Annotated in this window: 16 protein-coding genes and 1 other annotated feature; of the genes, 7 read left to right on the forward strand and 9 right to left on the reverse strand. The window is 51.4% G+C overall.

Annotation, left to right across the window (positions count from 1 at the left end; genetic code table 11):
* Positions 1–69: 69 nt before the first annotated feature.
* From EVJ20_RS05660 to tpx, 3 genes are all read right to left on the reverse strand, one after another.
* The gene (locus EVJ20_RS05660) at positions 70–1281 is read right to left on the reverse strand and encodes an acetate kinase (protein ID WP_070329492.1); all 1212 of its coding nucleotides are present in this window, start codon (positions 1279–1281) and stop codon (positions 70–72) included.
* A 126-nt stretch (positions 1282–1407) separates the two neighbouring features.
* Entirely contained in the window at positions 1408–2295 is an 888-nt protein-coding gene (locus EVJ20_RS05665; RefSeq protein ID WP_070329491.1) for a class I SAM-dependent methyltransferase, read from the reverse strand.
* A gap of 100 nt (positions 2296–2395) precedes the next feature.
* Positions 2396–2884: a thiol peroxidase gene (tpx, locus tag EVJ20_RS05670; RefSeq protein WP_071397833.1), complete on the reverse strand. Its 489-nt coding sequence runs from the start codon at positions 2882–2884 to the stop codon at positions 2396–2398.
* 163 nt (positions 2885–3047) lie between these two features.
* Between tpx and EVJ20_RS05675 the strand changes: the two genes are divergently transcribed.
* Complete coding sequence (locus EVJ20_RS05675; protein ID WP_071397834.1) at positions 3048–3857, forward strand: NAD kinase; 810 nt, start codon at positions 3048–3050, stop codon at positions 3855–3857.
* A 43-nt stretch (positions 3858–3900) separates the two neighbouring features.
* Here the strand turns inward: EVJ20_RS05675 and EVJ20_RS05680 are convergent, their stop codons facing one another.
* Together EVJ20_RS05680 and ezrA are read right to left on the reverse strand one after the other, a co-directional pair.
* Complete coding sequence (locus tag EVJ20_RS05680; RefSeq protein ID WP_070329488.1) at positions 3901–5472, reverse strand: amidohydrolase; 1572 nt, start codon at positions 5470–5472, stop codon at positions 3901–3903.
* A 75-nt stretch (positions 5473–5547) separates the two neighbouring features.
* Positions 5548–7278, reverse strand: a complete 1731-nt coding sequence (gene ezrA / locus EVJ20_RS05685; RefSeq protein WP_131443037.1) for a septation ring formation regulator EzrA — start codon at positions 7276–7278, stop codon at positions 5548–5550.
* Positions 7279–7515: 237 nt separating this feature from the next.
* Here ezrA and EVJ20_RS05690 point away from each other — a divergent pair, with 237 nt between their 5' ends.
* Together EVJ20_RS05690 and rpsD are read left to right on the forward strand one after the other, a co-directional pair.
* On the forward strand, positions 7516–7998 hold the full coding sequence (locus tag EVJ20_RS05690) for a GAF domain-containing protein (protein WP_070329486.1): 483 nt from the start codon (positions 7516–7518) through the stop codon (positions 7996–7998).
* 222 nt (positions 7999–8220) lie between these two features.
* A complete protein-coding gene (gene rpsD, locus EVJ20_RS05695; protein ID WP_016508465.1) occupies positions 8221–8820 on the forward strand; it encodes a 30S ribosomal protein S4 in 600 nt (199 codons plus the stop codon).
* 43 nt (positions 8821–8863) lie between these two features.
* On the opposite strand, the gene EVJ20_RS05700 is transcribed toward rpsD, so the two are convergent.
* Both EVJ20_RS05700 and tyrS read right to left on the reverse strand, forming a co-directional pair.
* On the reverse strand, positions 8864–9490 hold the full coding sequence (locus tag EVJ20_RS05700; RefSeq protein WP_131490408.1) for a GTP pyrophosphokinase: 627 nt from the start codon (positions 9488–9490) through the stop codon (positions 8864–8866).
* 107 nt (positions 9491–9597) lie between these two features.
* Positions 9598–10845 (reverse strand): tyrosine--tRNA ligase, encoded by a 1248-nt coding sequence (tyrS, locus tag EVJ20_RS05705; protein WP_131469748.1) that lies wholly within the window; start codon positions 10843–10845, stop codon positions 9598–9600.
* A gap of 48 nt (positions 10846–10893) precedes the next feature.
* Positions 10894–11090: a binding site (T-box leader), on the reverse strand.
* A gap of 167 nt (positions 11091–11257) precedes the next feature.
* On the opposite strand from tyrS, the gene EVJ20_RS05710 reads away from it, so the two are divergent.
* Positions 11258–13726 (forward strand): transglycosylase domain-containing protein, encoded by a 2469-nt coding sequence (locus EVJ20_RS05710; protein ID WP_131507242.1) that lies wholly within the window; start codon positions 11258–11260, stop codon positions 13724–13726.
* A gap of 49 nt (positions 13727–13775) precedes the next feature.
* Here EVJ20_RS05710 and acsA read toward each other — a convergent pair whose 3' ends face one another.
* Entirely contained in the window at positions 13776–15482 is a 1707-nt protein-coding gene (acsA, locus tag EVJ20_RS05715) for an acetate--CoA ligase (RefSeq protein WP_131507432.1), read from the reverse strand.
* A 156-nt stretch (positions 15483–15638) separates the two neighbouring features.
* On the opposite strand from acsA, the gene EVJ20_RS05720 reads away from it, so the two are divergent.
* Genes EVJ20_RS05720 through EVJ20_RS05730 form a run of 3 tightly spaced genes read left to right on the forward strand, consistent with a single transcriptional unit; the run spans position 15639 to position 18078 of the window.
* Positions 15639–16268: a GNAT family N-acetyltransferase gene (locus EVJ20_RS05720; RefSeq protein ID WP_070329482.1), complete on the forward strand. Its 630-nt coding sequence runs from the start codon at positions 15639–15641 to the stop codon at positions 16266–16268.
* Positions 16269–16279: 11 nt separating this feature from the next.
* Entirely contained in the window at positions 16280–16912 is a 633-nt protein-coding gene (locus tag EVJ20_RS05725; protein ID WP_070329481.1) for an acetoin utilization AcuB family protein, read from the forward strand.
* Positions 16909–18078 carry an acetoin utilization protein AcuC gene (locus EVJ20_RS05730; protein WP_131507244.1) on the forward strand — a complete coding sequence of 390 codons (1170 nt, stop codon included), beginning with the start codon at positions 16909–16911 and terminating at the stop codon, positions 18076–18078. The genes EVJ20_RS05725 and EVJ20_RS05730 overlap by 4 nt, the downstream gene beginning before the upstream one ends.
* 49 nt (positions 18079–18127) lie before the next feature.
* On the opposite strand, the gene ccpA is transcribed toward EVJ20_RS05730, so the two are convergent.
* Positions 18128–19141, reverse strand: a complete 1014-nt coding sequence (gene ccpA / locus EVJ20_RS05735; protein WP_070329438.1) for a catabolite control protein A — start codon at positions 19139–19141, stop codon at positions 18128–18130.
* Between the last annotated feature and the right edge of the window lie 73 nt (positions 19142–19214).

Raw genomic sequence — 19214 nt, forward strand, 5'->3', positions numbered from 1 at the left:
GACAAAAGAACTAAAAAAAGTCGCGCTGTTCGGATGAACAGCGCGACTAGAGAGGTTAAATTGTGTGGATTAAGCGTGTGTTTCTAAAAGGTTTGCGATCCGAACTGTATCGCGGGCGATGACCAATTCTTCATTCGTCGGAATGATGATGACTTTGACCGGCGAATGCGGATAGTTGATGAACAACTCTTTGCCGCGCGCTCCGTTGTTGAGTGATGGATCCCAGTAGACGCCCATGAATTCAAGCCCACGCAGGATACGCTCACGAATGACGTCAGAGTTTTCACCGACACCCGCCGTGAAGATGATGGCATCGACGCCGTTCATCTCAGCAGCGTACTGACCGATGTAACCGTGAATCCGGTTCGAGAAGATTTTAAGTGACACTTCAGCCCGGTGGTTACCTTCTGCTGCAGCTTGTTCGATGTCACGTAAGTCACTTGAAATACCCGAGAGACCGTAAACGCCTGATTCTTTATTCATGACGTTCAATACGTCTTCAGCCGACTTGCCCGTTTTTTGCATAAGGAATGGGATGAGGGCCGGATCGAGTGATCCTGAGCGCGTTCCCATCGTGATTCCTTCAAGCGGCGTGAAGCCCATCGTCGTATCGATCGAACGACCGCCGGCAACCGCCGCGATTGACGCCCCACTGCCGAGATGGCATGAGATCAAGCGCAAATCTTCGAGCGGACGACCGAGTAGCTCAGAAGCACGTTGCGTGACATATTTGTGGCTCGTCCCGTGGAAACCGTATTTCCGTACGCCGTGTTCCGTGTAGTACTCGTACGGGAGGCTGTACAGGAAGTTTTCTTCCGGCATCGATTGGTGGAAAGCCGTATCAAACACGGCGACTTGCGGCACGTTCGGCAAAATCGTTTGGAACGCACGAATCCCAGTCAAGTTAGGCGGGATGTGAAGCGGTCCGAGTTCGACGAACGATTCGATGTTCTTCATCACTTCCTCATCGATCACGACTGAATCCGCGTACAGTTCTTTCCCGTGAAGAACACGGTGCCCGACACCCGAAATTTCATCGAACGAAGCCATGATTCCAAGGTCAATCAATTTTTCGAGCGCAAGCTCGACCGCTTCTTTATGTGTGTGAAGCGGTGTGACGACGTTGAACTTTTGCCCTTCGCCGTATTTAATAGTAAAGATCGCATCGTCTTTTCCAACGCGCTCGACGAGACCAAGCGCGAGCATGTTCTCAGATGGCATCTCGAGAAGTTGGAACTTCAGTGACGAACTACCTGCGTTGACTGCCATAATTTTTGTCATGTCATACACCTCTTACCTTTCGATTTAAACACGTTTCTTTATCTGTTCTCTTTAAAACCGATAACTGTATCATAATGAAGATACTTGATATGGCATATGTTTTTCAAGTCTTTTGCCCAATAAATATTATGTTGTTTTAAACCACTCATCAATCTGTTTCACAATATTGGCAACAGCGCGCACATCAGTGAACGATGGCAACTCGACGAGGAGCGCTTGTTTCGGGCGTGTGACGCCCTCTCCTTGCTTCTGTAAGATGAGGATACTCTTCGCATACCGTTCATCTTTGAACATCGTCGTCGGCAGTTGGAGGACACCTTTCACGACCGCTTCTCGGTCCATCCACTGTTTTAATTTCCCTTCATCATCCTGTTCAAACAAATTGTTCGGGATGACGAAGACACCATGGCCTCCCGGCAACGTATGCCGCATCGCCTGCTCGATCATCAAGAAGTGAGAATAGGAATGACCTTCTTCTCGCTTCAACTCATAACCGCTCGCCACTTCGTCGTTCGGATAATAACCGATCGGCAAATCGACGAGTGTGAGGTCACTCGGCTCGACGAACAGCGGTGCAAGTGCGTCTTGATGGAAGTAAGAAACCGGTTTTTTGAGCAAATTGCTGATCGCATATGACAAACGAAGCATCAGTTCATCGACTTCGACGGCTTGTGCGGTCGCGTCCTTCACTTGCGATAAAATGGCGTGGACGAGAGTCCCGGTGCCGCTTCCGAGTTCAAGCACGTTCGCTCCGTCTTTGACGAGCTTCGTCGCCAAATATCCGATAAACAAGCTGACTGCGTCCGGTGTCGGTTGATGGTTCGGCGGAAGCGTTGTCGTCTCTTCAAGCACAAGCAGACTCACTGCCTTGCGCACGTCATCCGGTTTCTCCGATTCAACGTCAACTCGCTCAAACACTTCGATCAAAGCTTCGAGCGGCAATAAATCGAGGTCGCCCACCAATTTTTTCGTTTCTTTCTTCCAATCTCGGTACAACTGTTCAAATCGTTCCATAGTCGTTCATCTCCTCCATACAAAACCGGCTCTCGTTTCGAGAGCCGGTTGGTTAACTACAATATAGTGTAAGCTATTCGTCCACGTTTCGCCAAGTGAATCAGTTTGCCGCGTCGAACGCTTCAAGCGCCGCGTCAAAATCGACTTCGTCTGTCATCTCATCCATATACTGAACGTATTGGATAGTTCCTTCCGAGTCGATCACGAAGACTGACCGGGCTAGCAAACGAAGCTCTTCCATGAGCACGCCGTACGAATGCGCGAACGACTGGTCGCGGTGATCTGACAACATGATGACGTTATCGAGACCTGACGCCGCACACCAGCGTCGCTGGGCGAACGGTAAATCGTTCGAGACGGTCAATACCGTTCCACCGAGCGATGCCGCGTTTTCATTGAACGCACGAGTTTGCGTGTCGCATAGTCCTGTATCGATCGATGGGACGACACTAATCAATTTCTTCCCTGGGTAAGACGCGAGCGACACTTCTTCGAGTGCAGTCGTGAGGGCGGTGAAATCGGGTGCAGCATCTCCCACTTTCACTGGATTCCCTTGCAATGTGACTGTATTCCCTTTAAATGTTGGCATCAAATCATCCCCTTGTTCTGAATTTTACTTCTTCATCATATCGATGGTGCCGTCACGAAGACAAGCATCCTGCTTCAGACGGCCTGATTGTCATTTTCCCTATATCGGACGCCTAAAACAAGTTATAATGAGAAGGACACAATTGACAAAGGGGATGATTTAGATGAGAAACAACGTGTATCTGCACCATCGTAACGTCAACGAGTTCACGAAAGAGGTAAAAAAATTAAGAGAGATCGGGGAGAAACATGGTTTCAACATCATGGACCGCCCGGAAGATGCCAACATCATCGTCGCCATCGGGGGAGATGGCGCGTTTTTACAGGCCGTCCGTTACACCGGGTTCCGTCAAGACGCCATCTATGTCGGTTTCGGCCGCGGCCTCAACGAATTTTACTGTGACTTCGATATACATAAACTCGACGAAGTCGACCGTTTATTCTCGGATAACTCTGCCCGGATCGAAGCCGGTCTCGAAGTACGGAAATATCCGCTCTTATCCGCTTCGATCAACGAATCGTCGCCACTCCTCTGCCTGAACGAGGCATCGATCAAATCGAGTATCATCAAATCGCTCGCGATCGAAGTCTACATCGACGACCTCCACTTCGAGACGTTCCGCGGGGATGGAATGGTCGTATCGACACCGACGGGATCGACCGCCTACAATAAATCGTTGAATGGCGCGGTCGTCGACCCGCTCATCCCATGCATGCAAGTGAGTGAAATTGCTTCGGTGAACAACAACCGTTACCGCACGCTCGGCTCAGCGTTCATCGTCCACGATTCACGCAAGCTGTCGCTCCGCATCGTTGAAGACGGAAACGATTATCCGATTATCGGCATGGATAACGAAGCGCTTAGTCTGAAATATACAGACCGGATCGACATCGAATTGTCGGACAAGGTCGTCAAAACGGTCAAGTTGAAAACCAACTCGTTCTGGCACAAAGTGCAACGCTCTTTCTTCTAAACTGACAAAGGCTAGTCGTCCATCGCGGACGACTAGCCTTTTCTCATGCTTTGATGACGTCCGCCTCGTAGACGGGCGAACCTTCGACGACGGTCATGACAAGTCGGTTGCTCAAAATATCTTGTCCGTTCAAGTCGAAGAAATCCTCTTCCCATACGGTGAACGTCGCATTATAGCTTTGAATCAACAAGCCATCACGGCCATGCGTCCCAGTCGCGACACGCGGTGAGTAGGTGAAACTCCGTAGCGCTTCGTACATCGACAGACGTTCCGTTGGATTCAGTGCACCCGACGCTTCAAACGATTGTCGTGTCACAGCGGCATAGAGCCCCTTTCTGACGTCGACAGAAGAGATCGGGGCATCACTACCCCCGAGTACGAGCGCACCCGTATCGAGCATCGATTTGAACCGATACGCGTCGTCGACCCGCTCGTTGCCTAGGCGGTCGAACAACAAATCCATATCATCCGACAAAAAGACCGGTTGCGCGTCGATGAGGACCGGCAACGCACTGATCCGCTTCAACAGCGAATCGTTCAATAGCGAAGCGTGGATGATGCGGTCGCGCGTCCCTCGTTTCGCCGGATACTTCTCGAGCAGCGTGATGAACTGCTCAGCCGCCGCATCTCCGATGACATGAGCCGCAACGTTCATCCCGTATGAGCGCGCCTTTTTGACGAGCGCCTCGAGGTGGTCCGGGCGATGGACTTCGATCCCGCGTTGCCCGACTTCATCTGCATACGGCTCGGACAAGAGCGCCGTCCGGCCGCCGAACGAACCGTCGACGAAAATCTTCATCGCCCCGAAGTCGAAGCGCAGGCGCTTCGCAAGCGCATCTTTTTGCAGCAATTGATCAACGACTTGTTCATGGACGAGCAGATGGGCATGAAACGGAAGTTCTTGAAGCACATCTTCATATGCTTGAATCGTCTCGAGCGGGTCTCCGTGGTAGAACAAGTCTTCCGTGTGGGCTCCGACGATCCCATGGGCGAACAACGAGTCGACGGCCCGACGGATCGAGGCGACGTTCTTCTCACGATTTCCGCCGAGCTCTTTATGGAGCAGATCGAGCGCCGCATCGTACAACACGCCGTTCAATTTCCCGTCGTCATCACGTCCGAGCTTCCCGCCTTCAATGACGGTGTGATGAATGAGGCCTAAGCGCTCGAGGCCTTTCGAGTTGACGACGGCGACGTGGCGACAGACGCGCTTCAAGACGACCGGGCGATCCGGAATGACGGCATCAATCATCTCACGTGTCGGCATCTGTCCGAGCAGACGATCGTTAAAGCCTTCAGCGACGATCCAGTCGTCCCCTCCCGACTTCGCTTTCATCGCTTCGAGCAAGGCGTTTAAATCCGTCGTCTCGGTCGCGTCGATGCGATCGAGCGCCTCGCCATATCCGATCAAGTGAATGTGCGAGTCCGTAAACGCCGGATACACGCTCTTCCCTTCGAGGTTCACAATCTGTTTGATCCGGCCCGCGTATGTACGGCGAAGATGACCTTCCTCCCCGAGTTTCAACACGCGTCCGTGCTCGACATACATCGCCCGTGCCATTTCATGTTCTTTGTTCAGCGTATAGATCTTTCCGTTTACCCAAAGCGTTCCCATCACAAAATTCCTCCTCGATTCAAAAAAGATTGACGTCTACGTTAATTCCCGTTTACGTCAATCTTCATGCATAGATTATTTTCGAAGCATATCTTGTTGTTCCAAACCTTTTTCAACACGTTGACGGATCTCGCGAGCCGCTCCTTCGTCGAAGCGCCCGAGCACACGTTCACCGATTTCGACGGCCGTACCGTACTCGCCGTGTAAAAACTTGTTCTCAGCGAGCGTCAAGGCGACATGCACCTCGTTATCACGACGACGGTACCGATTCGCATACTGGAGCAACTGTTCCGCATACGTCACTTGCCGGAGCAGTGCTTTGACGCGGTCACGGAAGTTATCCATCGTTTCCTCGACATCGTGACTGAGGCCGACGATATACGTCATGTTGAACGGTGCCTTCTCGAACTGTTCATCTAGCGACTGCACCCCTTTTTGAAGTTGTCGCATGTCACTCGTCAAATCAGTCGGAACGACCGGCATCGCGCTCTTCGCCAAGAGGCGACGGTGAGCGGACAATTCCTTCTTCCATGACTCGAGTTTATTCCGAACTTCGAGCTCTTCTTTACGAAGCGAGTTCGTATTTTCGATAAACCGTTCATGCATCGCACCGAACTGGTCGAGTGACCGTTTCGCATCTTGCACTTTTGATTTGATCAGACTGAACGGAATCACCTGAGCGACGAGTGCTTGTTCGATATCGAGGACGTTCGCAGCGAGCACCGCACGTTCCCGGTCCAATTGTTCGAACTCCTCACCGACCCGGGCATTGATCTCATAGTTGCTGACAAGCCGCGACATCTCTTGGTGAAGGCGCGTCATCAATTCGTTCGTCTGCCGTTCGCGTTCTTTGACCCCAGCAAACTCTTTTTTTACGTACTGCCTTGCATCGACCTCGGAGCTGAACGCCTCGAACAATTGATCGATATCCGAACTGAGTTGCTGCATGTCCGTTTCAAAGTGTTCAAAATCAAGCTGTTCGATCCGAGTCATGAGCGCAAGACGGCGGTCTTCTGCCTGCTCGATCTCTTCGACTAACCCGAGCGTCTCGAGGGCGTAGCCATCCATCTGCATTTCTTTATGACCCGCACGCAGTTGATTCAGTTGGTGCTTTAAGTCAAATTGAACCGTCCGGACAAACTGGGGAATCACTTGAACGAGTTCACGGATCTTCGTCACCTTTTCAGACAGGACTTGGCCGGCCATGAACGCCTCTGAGACTTGCCCTTCTTGCTTGAGGGTCATCATCTCGGTCCGTTTCGCTTCCGCAACAGCGATTTCGGTTTCGACGAGATCGTATGTCGGGCCAAAAGCGCTATTTTGAGAAATGAGCGTCTTGCGGAACTGATACAGTTCTTTCTCGTCTTTTTTGACGATATCTAGCAGGGAGGCATGATAGTCGTTAAACTCCGCCATCTCATCGAGCATCGCGTGAACCATCGATTCGAGTTCTTCGATCAACTGTTCGGTCGCAGCCAAGTCTGATTTGACTTTGAGGAAACGATATTTGTCGAGGTCTTCCTCTGAACGATATAGCGCCTCATCGATTTGACCCGTGTGGACGCTGACGAGTTCATCCCACGACTGGTGCCAGCGTTCGAATTTTTCTTTCGTTTCGCCTTCCATCGGCCACTGTTTGAACTTTTGAAGCTCGGCCGGGACACTCGCACTCAGGATGCCTTGTTTTCGCATATCCAAATCATCAATTTTCTGGTAAAAACTTCGTCTAGCTAGCATACTACCTAACATTGCTCCTAGAGCGATGACAATAATTCCAATTAAAATTCCGTATATTCCGTAATCCATCTCTGTAACAACCTCCAAGCCGCTTTCGTGGACTTATGTATCTTTAAGAAGAAAATGAAGTATTTTATAAGTATAGATATTAATAATCATATTATAGAAACAATGTTTTGCATAGGTTTTCCAACGGTTTAGGGAGAGAATGTTATTTTCCGCGAAAATCTTTTTGGGAGACAAAATAAAAAAATGCGTGTACCATGATGCTAATCTGAAATACATCTTGATATAGGAGGGAAACAAATGTTCCAAACTACTACTTACTCTGGCGACCTGGCCGCCGGCTATGACTTACTTAACAAACAACTCGCTGCCCTGCTCGAAGGAGAGACGAACCAAGTCGCTAACCTTTCGAACGCGAGCGCTCTGCTCAACCAGTTTCTTGACCGCATCAACTGGGTCGGCTTCTATTTGACTGACGGTGACGACAGCCTCATCCTCGGACCGTTCCAAGGTCTTCCTGCTTGCGTCCATATCGCCTTCGGCAAAGGCGTCTGCGGCACGGCCGCATCGACACAAGAGACACAGTTGATCGCCGACGTCCACCAATTCCCAGGCCATATCGCCTGCGATGCGGCCTCGAACTCTGAAATCGTCGTCCCGCTCATCCGTGACGGCAAAACGATCGGCGTCCTCGATATCGACAGTCCCGAGTTCGATCGCTTCTCAGAAGTCGATCGCCAAGGCTTAGAGCAATTTTGCCAGACATTACTTCGCTTCATCTGATTGACAAGCTGCCCGATCCATCGTATACTGATTTTTGTGCATGAAATGACGATAGCAGTCCTAGACAGACGTATCCACCTTTCGGGCCTCGACTGAGTCGGAGGAGCATCTTGTAGCTTCGCTATCAAGTGAAGGTGCTTGAACCTAGAAAGGGGCGTCACCCGTCTTTGACACCGTTGTTCTTTTGTGCAAAATACATGAACAACAAGGAGGAGTCCAATCATGGCTCGTTACACAGGTCCAGCTTGGAAACTCTCGCGTCGCTTAGGCATCTCGCTTAGCGAAACGGGTAAAGAATTAGCAAAACGTCCTTACGCACCAGGCCAACACGGCAATGGTCGTCGTAAAATCTCTGAATACGGTCTTCAGCTTCAAGCGAAGCAAGCACTCCGTCACATGTACGGAATCAACGAGAAGCAATTCCGTCGCATCTTCAACGATGCTGGGAAAATGCAAGGTATCCACGGTGAGAACTTCATGTTCTTGCTCGAGTCACGCCTTGACAACCTCGTTTACCGTATGGGCCTCGCTCGCACACGTCGTGGAGCACGCCAACTCGTCAACCACGGTCACATCCAAGTTGACGGTTCACGCGTAGACATCGCGTCTTACCGTGTAAAACCAGGTCAAGTCATCTCGGTTCGCGAAAAATCGAAAACTTTCAAAGCGATTGCTGAAGCTCTTGAAGTAGCACCAGCTACAAAAGAATTCATCACGTTCGACGCTGAGAAACTCGAAGGTACGTACGTACGTATCCCTGAGCGCGCTGAATTGAACGACCAAATCAAAGAGCAACTCATCGTTGAGTACTACTCACGTTAATGCTTTTATCCCCTTCCCTGCATCGGCAGGAAAGGGGATTTTTTTATTGTTGTAAAATCTGTTCGCGAATCCGGCCCATCTGCGTATCGAGCGCGTCTGCCATACGAGCCGCTTCCATAAGCTCTTGTCGCGACGTCTCTGGGATTTTTTGCTGATATTTATATTGAAGCTTATGTTCGGTCGCCGCCCAAAAATCCATCGCGAGCGTCCGAATTTGAATCTCAGCCGGCACCCAGATGACACGTTCCGCCAAGTACACTTTCGTCCGCACAATCAGATGGAGACTGCGGTAACCGCTCGGCTTTGGATGTTCGATATAGTCTTTGATGACGTCGATCTGTAAGTCGTCTCGCTTTTTCAAATGATCGAGAATCGCGTAGATGTCATCGCGGAAACTCGTGACGATCCGTACGCCGGCGACGTCATAAATATTGTCCCATAACGCTTCCACTTCGAGTGGGAGCTGTTTTTGATTCATCTTCCGAATGATCGACGGCAACGTCTTCATCCGCGTCTTCACGTGCTCGATCGGCGAATAGCCGAGTCGGGTCTGCCAATCGAGGTCGATGATGCCAAGGTCGCTCTCAAGCTCCGTGATCGCCATCTCGTAATAGCGGAACCGTTCCCGCCACTGATGAAACTGTTCGCCAAAAAACTCTTCGATATCCATTAGACGTCCTCCTCGTTCTCTATATTTGAAATGGTATCAGACCACACCTGATTTGACACAACAAAAAAAGTCCATGTTCGCAAACTTTGCGGACATGGACGGATCGGTTAGACGTGACGGATCACGAAGTATTTCTTTTTGCCTCGGCGGATGATCGTGAAGTCCCCGAGCGTGTCTTCACGCGTGACGAGCTTGTCGAGCGCTTGCTCGCGTTCGCCGTTCAAGTAGATCGCCCCGTTTTGGACGTCTTCGCGCGCTTGGCGTTTCGATGGAGCGATTTTCGCCTCGACGAGAAGATCGACGAGATTGCGTTCGCCGTCGAGTTCGAACTGCGGCATCCCTTTGAACGCGGCATCCATATCCTCGGGCTTGAGTGTCTTCAAATCGCCGCTGAAGAACGCTGTCGTGATGCGTTCCGCTTGGTCAAGACCCGCCTCACCGTGGACGAGCTTCGTCATTTCCTCGGCAAGACGGCGCTGTGCTGCACGTTTTTCAGGTGCTGCCGTCATTTCCACTTCGAGCGCGTCGATCTCTTCATGCGTCATGAACGTGAAGTACTTGATGAACTTGATGACGTCGGCATCGTCGACGTTGATCCAAAACTGGTAAAACTCGTACGGTGTCGTCTTGTCCGCGTCGAGCCATACCGCACCACCGGCCGTCTTCCCAAACTTCTGTCCGTCCGACTTCGTGACGAGCGGCACAGTCAGACCGAACGCCTTCTCCGAATGGCCGAAGCGACGGATCAATTCAAGCCCGGCCGTGATGTTGCCCCACTGATCGCTGCCGCCGACTTGGAGACGGCAATTCTCTGTCTCGTACAACTTCAAGAAATCAAACGATTGGAGCAACATGTATGAGAACTCCGTGTATGAAATCCCGTTTTCCATGCGCGAATCGACCGAGTCTTTCGCGAGCATGTAGCTGATCGGAAAATGCTTGCCGATGTCACGTAAGAAATCGATGATCGACAACTCTTCTGTCCATTCATAGTTGTTGCGGATCGTGATCGGGTTCTCCCCTTCGAGCGGGAGGAAGCGGCTCAACTGATCTTTGATCCGGTCCGAAAATTCTTTGACCGTATCGAGCGTGTTGAGCGATCGTTCGTCCGACCGTCCTGACGGGTCGCCAATCATCCCGGTCGCGCCACCGACGAGAGCGATGACGTGGTGTCCCGCCTCTTGGAAACGCTTCAACGTCAAGATCGGTAGCAAGTGTCCGATATGGAGCGAGTCCGCCGTCGGGTCGAACCCTGTGTATAGTGTCGTCGGTTTGCTCAGTTGCTCTTTCAATCCTGCCTCATCCGTCATTTGGTTGACGAGCCCTCGAAATTCTAAATCTTTTAATAGTTCCATGTTTTCCACTCCTTCAATTGACATAAAAAAAACGTCCCTTCTCAAATGAGAAGGGACGGAGATTCCGCGGTACCACCCTAATTGCCACAACCGTGGCCACTTAAAACGAGAGATAACGGTCCCAACCCGGCCGAATGGCACGCTCCAAAAGTGTAATTCATCGTTGACATTGGCTAGTTCACAGCACCCACTAGCTTTCTGGACAAGCGGTCAACCGACTACTTCGTTTTTTTCATCGCGTCTACTATTATTGACTATGCTATTCATTTTATAAGTTCCGTTTCCTCGTTGTCAACTGCAAGATTGAAACTTGCATTAGTCTGCTCATTCACGATAAGGTGGGCAAGGACTTGTGCTATAATCGTATATAATACTGTCTAAAATAGTTTTACACCATATTAAGGAGGCTGTCATGCTGCAGAAGATTCGAGACATATGGAACACACCAAAGTCGTTGAAAGCCCGCCGTTATGCCAATGTATTTTATGATGTGTCGTGGAACGTTTTGCTCCTCACCATCATCTCTGTCGTCCTCATCGGTTTCTTAGGCGCCGGGATCGGGGCCGGGTATTTCGCATCACTCGTTAAAGATATGCCGGCTCCGGCCTATAAAACGATGACGTCACAAATCAATACGTACTCATCGACGTCCGATATTTACTTCGGAAGCGGTGAACGGATTGGGAACTATACGACCGATGAAGTTCGGGTACCGATCACGGTCGATAAAGTTTCACCTTTCGTCGTCGATGCTTTACTCGCCACCGAAGACGTCGAGTTTTATGAACACGACGGCGTCGTCCCGAAAGCGACGCTTCGGGCCATCCTGCAAGAAGCGACCGGTTCGGAAGAGCGGACAGGTGGTTCGACACTAACCCAACAGCTCATTAAAAACCAAATGCTGACGAACGAGGTCTCATTCGAACGGAAAGCAAAAGAAATCCTGCTTGCCCTCCGTTTAGAGAAAGCGATGGGCAAAGACGAGATTTTGAACGCCTACTTGAACGTCGTCTCGTTCGGCCGTAACTCGATGGGACGCAACATCTCAGGCATCGAGGCCGCCTCGCGCGGCGTCTTCAACACGTCGGCCGAGAAGCTGACGTTGCCGCAAGCCGCGTTCTTGTCCGGCATCCCGAAAAACCCGTTCCTTTACACGCCTTACTATCAAGGCGGAGTCATTAAAGAAGACGTATCACCGGCGATCAACCGGATGAAGACGGTGTTGAACCGGATGTACGTTGCCGGCAAGATTACAAAAGCAGACTATGATGCCGCATATAATTACGACATCACGCAAGACTTCATGAAGACGCAGTCGAAGCCGCGAGACCGGTATCCGTATGTGATTGACGTGGCCGAGCGTGAAGCACTTGCGATCGTAACCGCTCATCTACTCAAGCAAGATGGCATTAACTTGAACGACCTCGAGCCAAAAGAACGGAAAGAAATCGGCTCTAGCTATGGGAAGCGCGCTCATAACGCCCTTCGCCAAGGCGGGTATAAGATTCATTTGACGCTCGACAAACAAATCCATGAATCGATGCAACAACCTGCCAAAAACGCTGACAATTTTGGTCCGAACAAAAACGTCGATGGTAAGAGTTATCCGGAACAAACAGCCGGCGTCATGCTTGAAAACAAAACCGGACGTGTGCTTGGATTTGTCGGCGGTCGTTATATTAACGGCAAGACCGAAGAGTATAACCATGCGACACAGATGACACGCCAAATCGGATCGACAGCAAAGCCGATTCTCGTTTACGCGAACGCGATTGAAGCTGGCATGATCACGCCTGAGACAGTCGTCATTGATGAAGAGTACTTCTACAAATTTGATTACAGCAATCGGAAAGATCCAGTCAACAATGAAGGGAAAACGTATCGTGGGCCTGTCACTGTCCGCGATGCGCTCAAACTATCGTTGAACGTGCCTGCCGTCAAAATTTATGAAGAACGGAACGAGATGGAGTCAGACACACAAAAACTAATCGACATGGGCATCGCCGTATCAGATACGAACCGAAAAGCATCATCGATGGCACTCGGTGTCGGTGAAGTCAGCCCGGTGAACTTGGCATCGACATACGCGATGCTTGCCAACTACGGTGAACACGTCGAACCGTATTTCATCGATCGTGTCGAATATCAAGGTGAGACCATTTTTGAAGCGCAACCGAAAAAGACTCGCATCTATGAAGATCGGACAGCGTATCTCGTCGTCGATATGTTACGTGATGTGTACACGTCCGGTACCGGAACGTACGCCAAATCATTGTTAAACGCCCCAGGCGACTGGATGGGGAAATCGGGTACGACTCAATTCAAGCGCGATTCGTATCTCGTCGGTTCGACACCGGACGTCACGCTCGCCGTCTGGTCAGGATATGACTCACAAGAACTCGGGATGACCGATGATTATCCGTACGGACCATACTATCAACGTACGCAACGCATCTGGTCACAGATCGCGAACCGCGTTTACGCCGACAAACCGGAGACGTTCACGAACGCACGCTTCAGTCAACCGTCTAGTGTCAAACCGGACGACTTCAAAGACTCTGGAACTTTCTCTGAGAAGAAGAAACTCGAAGAGAAGAAGAAAGAAGAGGAAGCGAAGAAGCAAGCTGAAGAAGCAAAACAGCAAGCCGAAGAAGCAAAAGAAGAGGCTGAACAGGCAGAACAAGATGCCGATGCACAGCGTGATGCTGATGCAAAAGCAAACGCTGAAGCTGAAGCAAAACAAAAAGCTGAGGCCGCTAAGAAAGCCGAAGACGAAGCGAAGAAAAAAGCCGAGGCTGAAAAGAAAGCTGAAGCAAAACAAAAAGCTGAAGACGAAGCAAAAGCAAAAGAAGACGCTGAGAACGAAGCGGACGCTTCATAACGCAAGCCAAACGAAAGGTCGACACATCGCGTGTCGACCTTTTTTATGCTCAATCTTCCATCGTCGATAAGTCTCCGGCCTCAAGGTTCAACTCCCACGCTTTGAGGACGCGACGCATAATCTTCCCGCTCCGCGTTTTCGGCAATTTGTCTTTGAACTCGATCTCACGCGGTGCCGCATGGGCCGCCAAACCTTCTTTGACGAATTTTTGGATTTCTGCTTTCAATTCGTCCGATGGCTCATAGCCTTTTCTGAGCGCGATGAACGCTTTGATGATCTCACCGCGGATCGGATCCGGTTTCCCGATGACTCCGGCTTCGGCGACAGCCGGATGCTCGACGAGGCGGCTCTCGACTTCGAACGGCCCGACCCGCTCTCCTGCCGTCATGATGACGTCATCCACTCGGCCTTGGAACCAGAAATAACCGTCCTCGTCCATATAGGCCGAATCACCAGATACGTACCAGTCACCCCAGAAGTAGCTCTCGTACTTCGCATCATTTTTCCAAATTTTACGCATCATCGACGGCCAAGGCGTCTTCAATGCCAAGTTGCCCATCCGATGCGGTGGTAGCGGTTGGCCACGGTCGTCTAAGATCGCCGCCTCACAGCCAGGAATCGCTTTCCCCATCGACCCCGGTTTAATGTCCATCGTCGGATAGTTACAGATCATCATCGCTCCTGTCTCCGTCATCCACCACGTGTCATGAATGCGTAGCCCGAACGATTCGTTGCCCCAGCGAATGACTTCCGGGTTGAGCGGTTCGCCGACCGATAGAATGTGGCGCAGTGATGACAAGTCGTACTTCTCGAACGCTTCCTCCCCCGCGCCCATCAACATCCGGAACGCTGTCGGTGCGCTGTACCAGACGGTGACGCCGAACCGCTCGATGACCGAGTACCAAAACTCAGGGTTGAACCGTCCGCCGACGATCACGTTCGTCGCCCCGTTCAAGAACGGCGCAAAAATTCCGTAACTCGTACCCGTCACCCAGCCCGGGTCGGCGGTGCACCAGTAAATATCGTCCGGTTGCAAATCGAGCACCCATTTCCCGGTCATCAAGTGTTGGACCATGGCGTTATGGACGTGCAAGACGCCTTTCGGTTTCCCGGTCGAGCCCGACGTATAATGCAAGATCATGCCGTCTTCCCGGTCGACCCACGTAATATCAAGATCGGTCGATGCGTCATGCGCCAGTTTCCGGTAATCGATGATTTTCCCTGACTCGTCGACGTCGTCGCCAACAAGCAAAATCGTCTCAAGATGTGGCAATTGTTCGACGGGTACACGCGGCAACAGCGCCTCTGTCGTCACGATGACTTTCGCTTCCGCGTCGAGCAACCGGTCGTGTACCGCCTGTTCCATGAACGCCTCAAATAGCGGTCCGACAATCGCACCGAGCTTTAACGCACCGAGTAAAATAAAATAAAGTTCTGGACTCCGCGGCATGAAGACAAAGACACGATCGCCTTTCTCCACCCCAACCGATTTCAGAACATTTCCAGCGCGATTGCTTTCCTGTTTCATCTGCGCGTAAGTATACCGCTCTTCCCGATCCCCATCGAAATAGAGCAGTGCCAGTTTGTCCGCCAGCTCCCCTTCAGCGTGACGATCAATCGCCTCGTACGCCATGTTGACATTTCCAGTCAAGTTCCAAGACAACAGTGCTTCTGCTTGTGTCCACTCGAACGACTGACAAGCCTCTTCATACGACGCTAATTGATGTTCCCCTGATAACGCTTTCAATTTTTCCATCGTCAAAGATTCGCCTCCCCCTATAGTGAATGGTGTATCCACTTTCAGTATAGTGTTAATATTATGACAAATCAATGAATTTCCAAAAACTCCAAAACAGTGTGAACGTTGTGCAATGAAAGCGCTATAATAGAACGTGAAGAAGGTGGTGACTCCATGGAAAAACAATATCATTCAAAAGTGTGGGAAACCTCACTCGGAGCCGTAATCATCGATGGACCAATCGGGAGCGACGTGCTCGCAACGTATCGGCTTGATGAAGGCTTGACCGCGTTTCGAGAGCCAGAAGACCAACATAAGGCGCTCGTTGAAATTGCCGGGTTGAAAGAAGGACGGATCATCGTCGCGCGCGTTGACGACCTCGTCATCGGTTACGTCACGTATTTATATCCGGACCCGTATGAACGTTGGAGCGAGGGCAATGATCCGTATATTCTCGAGCTCGGCGCCATCGAGGTGAGCCCGCGCTTCCGGGGACAACGGATCGGTAAACAGCTACTCGAAGTGTCGATGCTGGATCCACATATGGATGATTTTTTAATCTTGACGACGGAATACTATTGGCACTGGGATTTAAAAGGAAGCGGTCTGTCGATTTGGGACTACCGCAAAGTGATGGAGAAAATGATGAACCACGGCGGTCTTGTCTTCTATCCGACGGACGACCCGGAAATCGCGTCCCACCCGGCCAACTGTCTGATGGCCCGCATCGGAAAAAACGTGCGGCAAGAATCGATCGATCACTTCGATTCACTCCGGCTTCGCCGCCGGTTCATGTATGACTGAGGAGGGTTACGATGCTGATTGAGCAAATGATGAATCGCCACGTCGTGACGATTCAACCGACCAATACGATTGCGCACGCGGCAAAACTCATGCGCGACCATAAAGTACGCCACTTGATCGTCACCAATCCGGCCCGGCAAGTCGTCGGGATTGTCGGTCAGTTCGAGATGAGCGGCGCCACAAGTGTATTTCATCCAGAGAGTGAGCGTGCCGACTTCAAAAACCCGGTCTCGAGCATTATGCGTCAAGACGTGACGACAGCCCACCCGTACGATTTTTTTGAAGACGCGGCCGCCCTGTTCTATGAATATCGTTTGACGTGCCTGCCGATCGTCGAACAAGGAAAACTTGTCGGTGTGTTGACCGAAACCGATTTACTTCGTTATTTCGTCCAATTGACGGGCGCACTCGAACCGAGCTCGCAAATCGAGATCCTTGTCGAGAATACGACCGGGGCACTTGAAAAAGTGACGCGGCTCTTAGCAAAAACGAACGTGAATATTATCAACGTCTTCGTCCATCCGACACCCGATCCATATAAGCGAATCATCTCATTCCGTGTTCAAACGATGAACCCGCTGCGCATCATCGATCGATTAAAGCGAGAAGGTTTTGACGTACTGGGTCCGGAGATGTTCCAATGAGACCCGCCTACATATTCGGGGAGAATGAGAACTCGTACCGCTTCCACGCGGATCATCCGTTCAATCCGATCCGTTTAGAGCTGACGACATCTCTTCTGGTCGATTCCGGAAAACTGTCAGCCTCTGAGTGGATCGCCTCACCGATCGCTTCAGTCGAGTCGCTCGCGCTTGTCCATGACGTCGACTACATCGAGGCCGTCCAAGCAGCTGCCGCGGGTAAACTGTCAGGGCTGAAAGCAAATAAATTCGGACTCGGGACGGAAGATACGCCCATCTTCCCAGCTATTCACGAAGGAGCTGCCCGGCTCGTCGGCGGAACGATGCATGCGCTTGAACTCGTCGCGAGCGGACAAGTCGAACGCGCTTTTCACGTCGGTGGCGGGCTCCATCACGGGATGAGACGAAAAGCGTCCGGCTTTTGCGTCTATAACGACGCGGCCGTCGCCATCGCTCACGTCCGCAAGCAATACGGGACGCGGGTCCTCTACGTCGATACAGACGCTCACCACGGAGACGGTGTCCAATGGCTGTTCTATGATGACGCTGATGTGATGACGCTATCGATCCACGAGACCGGCCGCTACCTCTTCCCAGGCACAGGCGCGGTCACAGAGCGCGGCAACGGGAACGGCTACGGCTATAGTTGGAACGTCCCGATTGATGCTTTCACCCAAGACGAATCGTTCCTGCGTTGTTACGAGACCGTGCTCCGAGAAGCGTGTGAGTGGTTCAAACCAGATATCATCTTGACGCAGAACGGGGCTGATGCGCACGCGTTCGACCCGTTGACGCATCTCGCCTCGACGATTCATACGTTCGAACAAATCCCTCAAATCGCCTCTCGCCTCGCCGACGAGTACACAGAAGGACGACTCGTCGCCCTAGGCGGCGGCGGGTACGACTGGTTCCGAGCTGTCCCGCGCGCCTGGTCGCAAGTATGGGCCGGATTGACACGCGAAGCTCCGTACGCAGGCGACATCCCCTCCGCTTGGATTGAACGGTGGCAAAACGAGTCAGACCAGCCGTTGCCGACGACATGGGATGACCATTCGTACACGTTCGACCATATTCCGCGACGGCAACAAATCGAAGAGAAGAACTGGGAAGTGACGAAACGCGCATTTTGGCCGTTCATCTCAAACGACCGCAAGTCACTTTACTTATGAAAAACCCGATGTGAGTTGGCAATTGCCAACTCACATCGGGTTTTTTGATTCAGTCTTTTCGTAACGAGTCACGACGCTCGATCCGGTGCGGCAAGACGACGTTCTTCTCTTCGATTTCTTCAGCATTCAAGATTTTCGTCAATAATCGCATAGCGACAGCTCCGATGTCATACATCGGTTGAACGACCGTCGTCAACTTCGGACGAATCATCGTGGCGAGACGCGTGTTATCGTGACCGACGACTTCAAAGTCGTTCGGCACAGAATACCCAGCGTCTTGAATCGCATGGATGACGCCGAGTGCCATCTCGTCCGTACCGGCGAAGATTGCTTTCGGGCAGTCATCGCGTCCGAGCATCTTTTGCATCGCTTCGAGGCCAGACGCATACGTATAGTTCCCAAGGATGACATCGTTCTCACGGAACGGAAGTCCCGCATCCTCAAGGGCACGGCGGTAGCCAGAGAACTTCTTCTCGCCATTGATTTGTTGCTCGAGCGGCCCCGTGATGAAGCCGACTTGTTTATGGCCGTGGCCGATCAACATTTTGGTTGCGTCATAAGCAGCCTGCTCATAGTCGATATTGACCGCTGGGAGGTCATACCCTTGGTTCAACGTCGCTGCAAGAACGATCGGGACCGGTGATTTTTTGAACTCATCGACGAGGTCTTCGTGAAGACGGCCGCCCATGAAGATGATCCCATCGACTTGTTTACCGAGTAACGTGTTCAACAAATGAATTTCCTTGTCGCGGTTCGAGTCCGAGTTGCCGAGGATGATGTTGTATTTATACATCGTCGCCACGTCCTCGATTCCGCGTGCTAAATCAGCAAAGAAGATGTTTGAGATGTCTGGCACGATGACGCCGACGGTCGTCGTCTTTTTACTCGCGAGACCACGTGCGACGGCGTTCGGACGATAGCCGAGTCGATCGATTGCTTCCTGTACTTTTTTACGGGTTGTCGGCTTCACGTTCGGGTTTCCGTTGACGACACGTGAGACGGTCGCCATCGACACCCCGGCTTCACGTGCGACGTCATAGATTGTGATATTGTTACTGTTCATTAAAACTCCTCCTACAAGCAATGATTTTCAAACGATTTTCAAAAAACGTATCAAAAAAGGAAGACAGGTATCT

Origin of the sequence: Exiguobacterium sp. SH0S1 (assembly GCF_004337165.1) — a bacterium.
GTDB lineage: Bacteria > Bacillota > Bacilli > Exiguobacteriales > Exiguobacteriaceae > Exiguobacterium > Exiguobacterium aurantiacum_A.

Excerpts from the sequence above, each read along its gene's own strand:
- EVJ20_RS05660 (WP_070329492.1), bottom strand. The coding sequence starts at position 1,281 with ATGACAAAAATTATGGCAGTCAACGCAGGTAGTTCGTCACTGAAGTTC.
- EVJ20_RS05665 (WP_070329491.1), bottom strand. The coding sequence starts at position 2,295 with ATGGAACGATTTGAACAGTTGTACCGAGATTGGAAGAAAGAAACGAAA.
- tpx (WP_071397833.1), bottom strand. The coding sequence starts at position 2,884 with ATGCCAACATTTAAAGGGAATACAGTCACATTGCAAGGGAATCCAGTG.
- EVJ20_RS05675 (WP_071397834.1), top strand. The coding sequence starts at position 3,048 with ATGAGAAACAACGTGTATCTGCACCATCGTAACGTCAACGAGTTCACG.
- EVJ20_RS05680 (WP_070329488.1), bottom strand. The coding sequence starts at position 5,472 with ATGGGAACGCTTTGGGTAAACGGAAAGATCTATACGCTGAACAAAGAA.
- ezrA (WP_131443037.1), bottom strand. The coding sequence starts at position 7,278 with ATGGATTACGGAATATACGGAATTTTAATTGGAATTATTGTCATCGCT.
- EVJ20_RS05690 (WP_070329486.1), top strand. The coding sequence starts at position 7,516 with ATGTTCCAAACTACTACTTACTCTGGCGACCTGGCCGCCGGCTATGAC.
- rpsD (WP_016508465.1), top strand. The coding sequence starts at position 8,221 with ATGGCTCGTTACACAGGTCCAGCTTGGAAACTCTCGCGTCGCTTAGGC.
- EVJ20_RS05700 (WP_131490408.1), bottom strand. The coding sequence starts at position 9,490 with ATGGATATCGAAGAGTTTTTTGGCGAACAGTTTCATCAGTGGCGGGAA.
- tyrS (WP_131469748.1), bottom strand. The coding sequence starts at position 10,845 with ATGGAACTATTAAAAGATTTAGAATTTCGAGGGCTCGTCAACCAAATG.
- EVJ20_RS05710 (WP_131507242.1), top strand. The coding sequence starts at position 11,258 with ATGCTGCAGAAGATTCGAGACATATGGAACACACCAAAGTCGTTGAAA.
- acsA (WP_131507432.1), bottom strand. The coding sequence starts at position 15,482 with ATGGAAAAATTGAAAGCGTTATCAGGGGAACATCAATTAGCGTCGTAT.
- EVJ20_RS05720 (WP_070329482.1), top strand. The coding sequence starts at position 15,639 with ATGGAAAAACAATATCATTCAAAAGTGTGGGAAACCTCACTCGGAGCC.
- EVJ20_RS05725 (WP_070329481.1), top strand. The coding sequence starts at position 16,280 with ATGCTGATTGAGCAAATGATGAATCGCCACGTCGTGACGATTCAACCG.
- EVJ20_RS05730 (WP_131507244.1), top strand. The coding sequence starts at position 16,909 with ATGAGACCCGCCTACATATTCGGGGAGAATGAGAACTCGTACCGCTTC.
- ccpA (WP_070329438.1), bottom strand. The coding sequence starts at position 19,141 with ATGAACAGTAACAATATCACAATCTATGACGTCGCACGTGAAGCCGGG.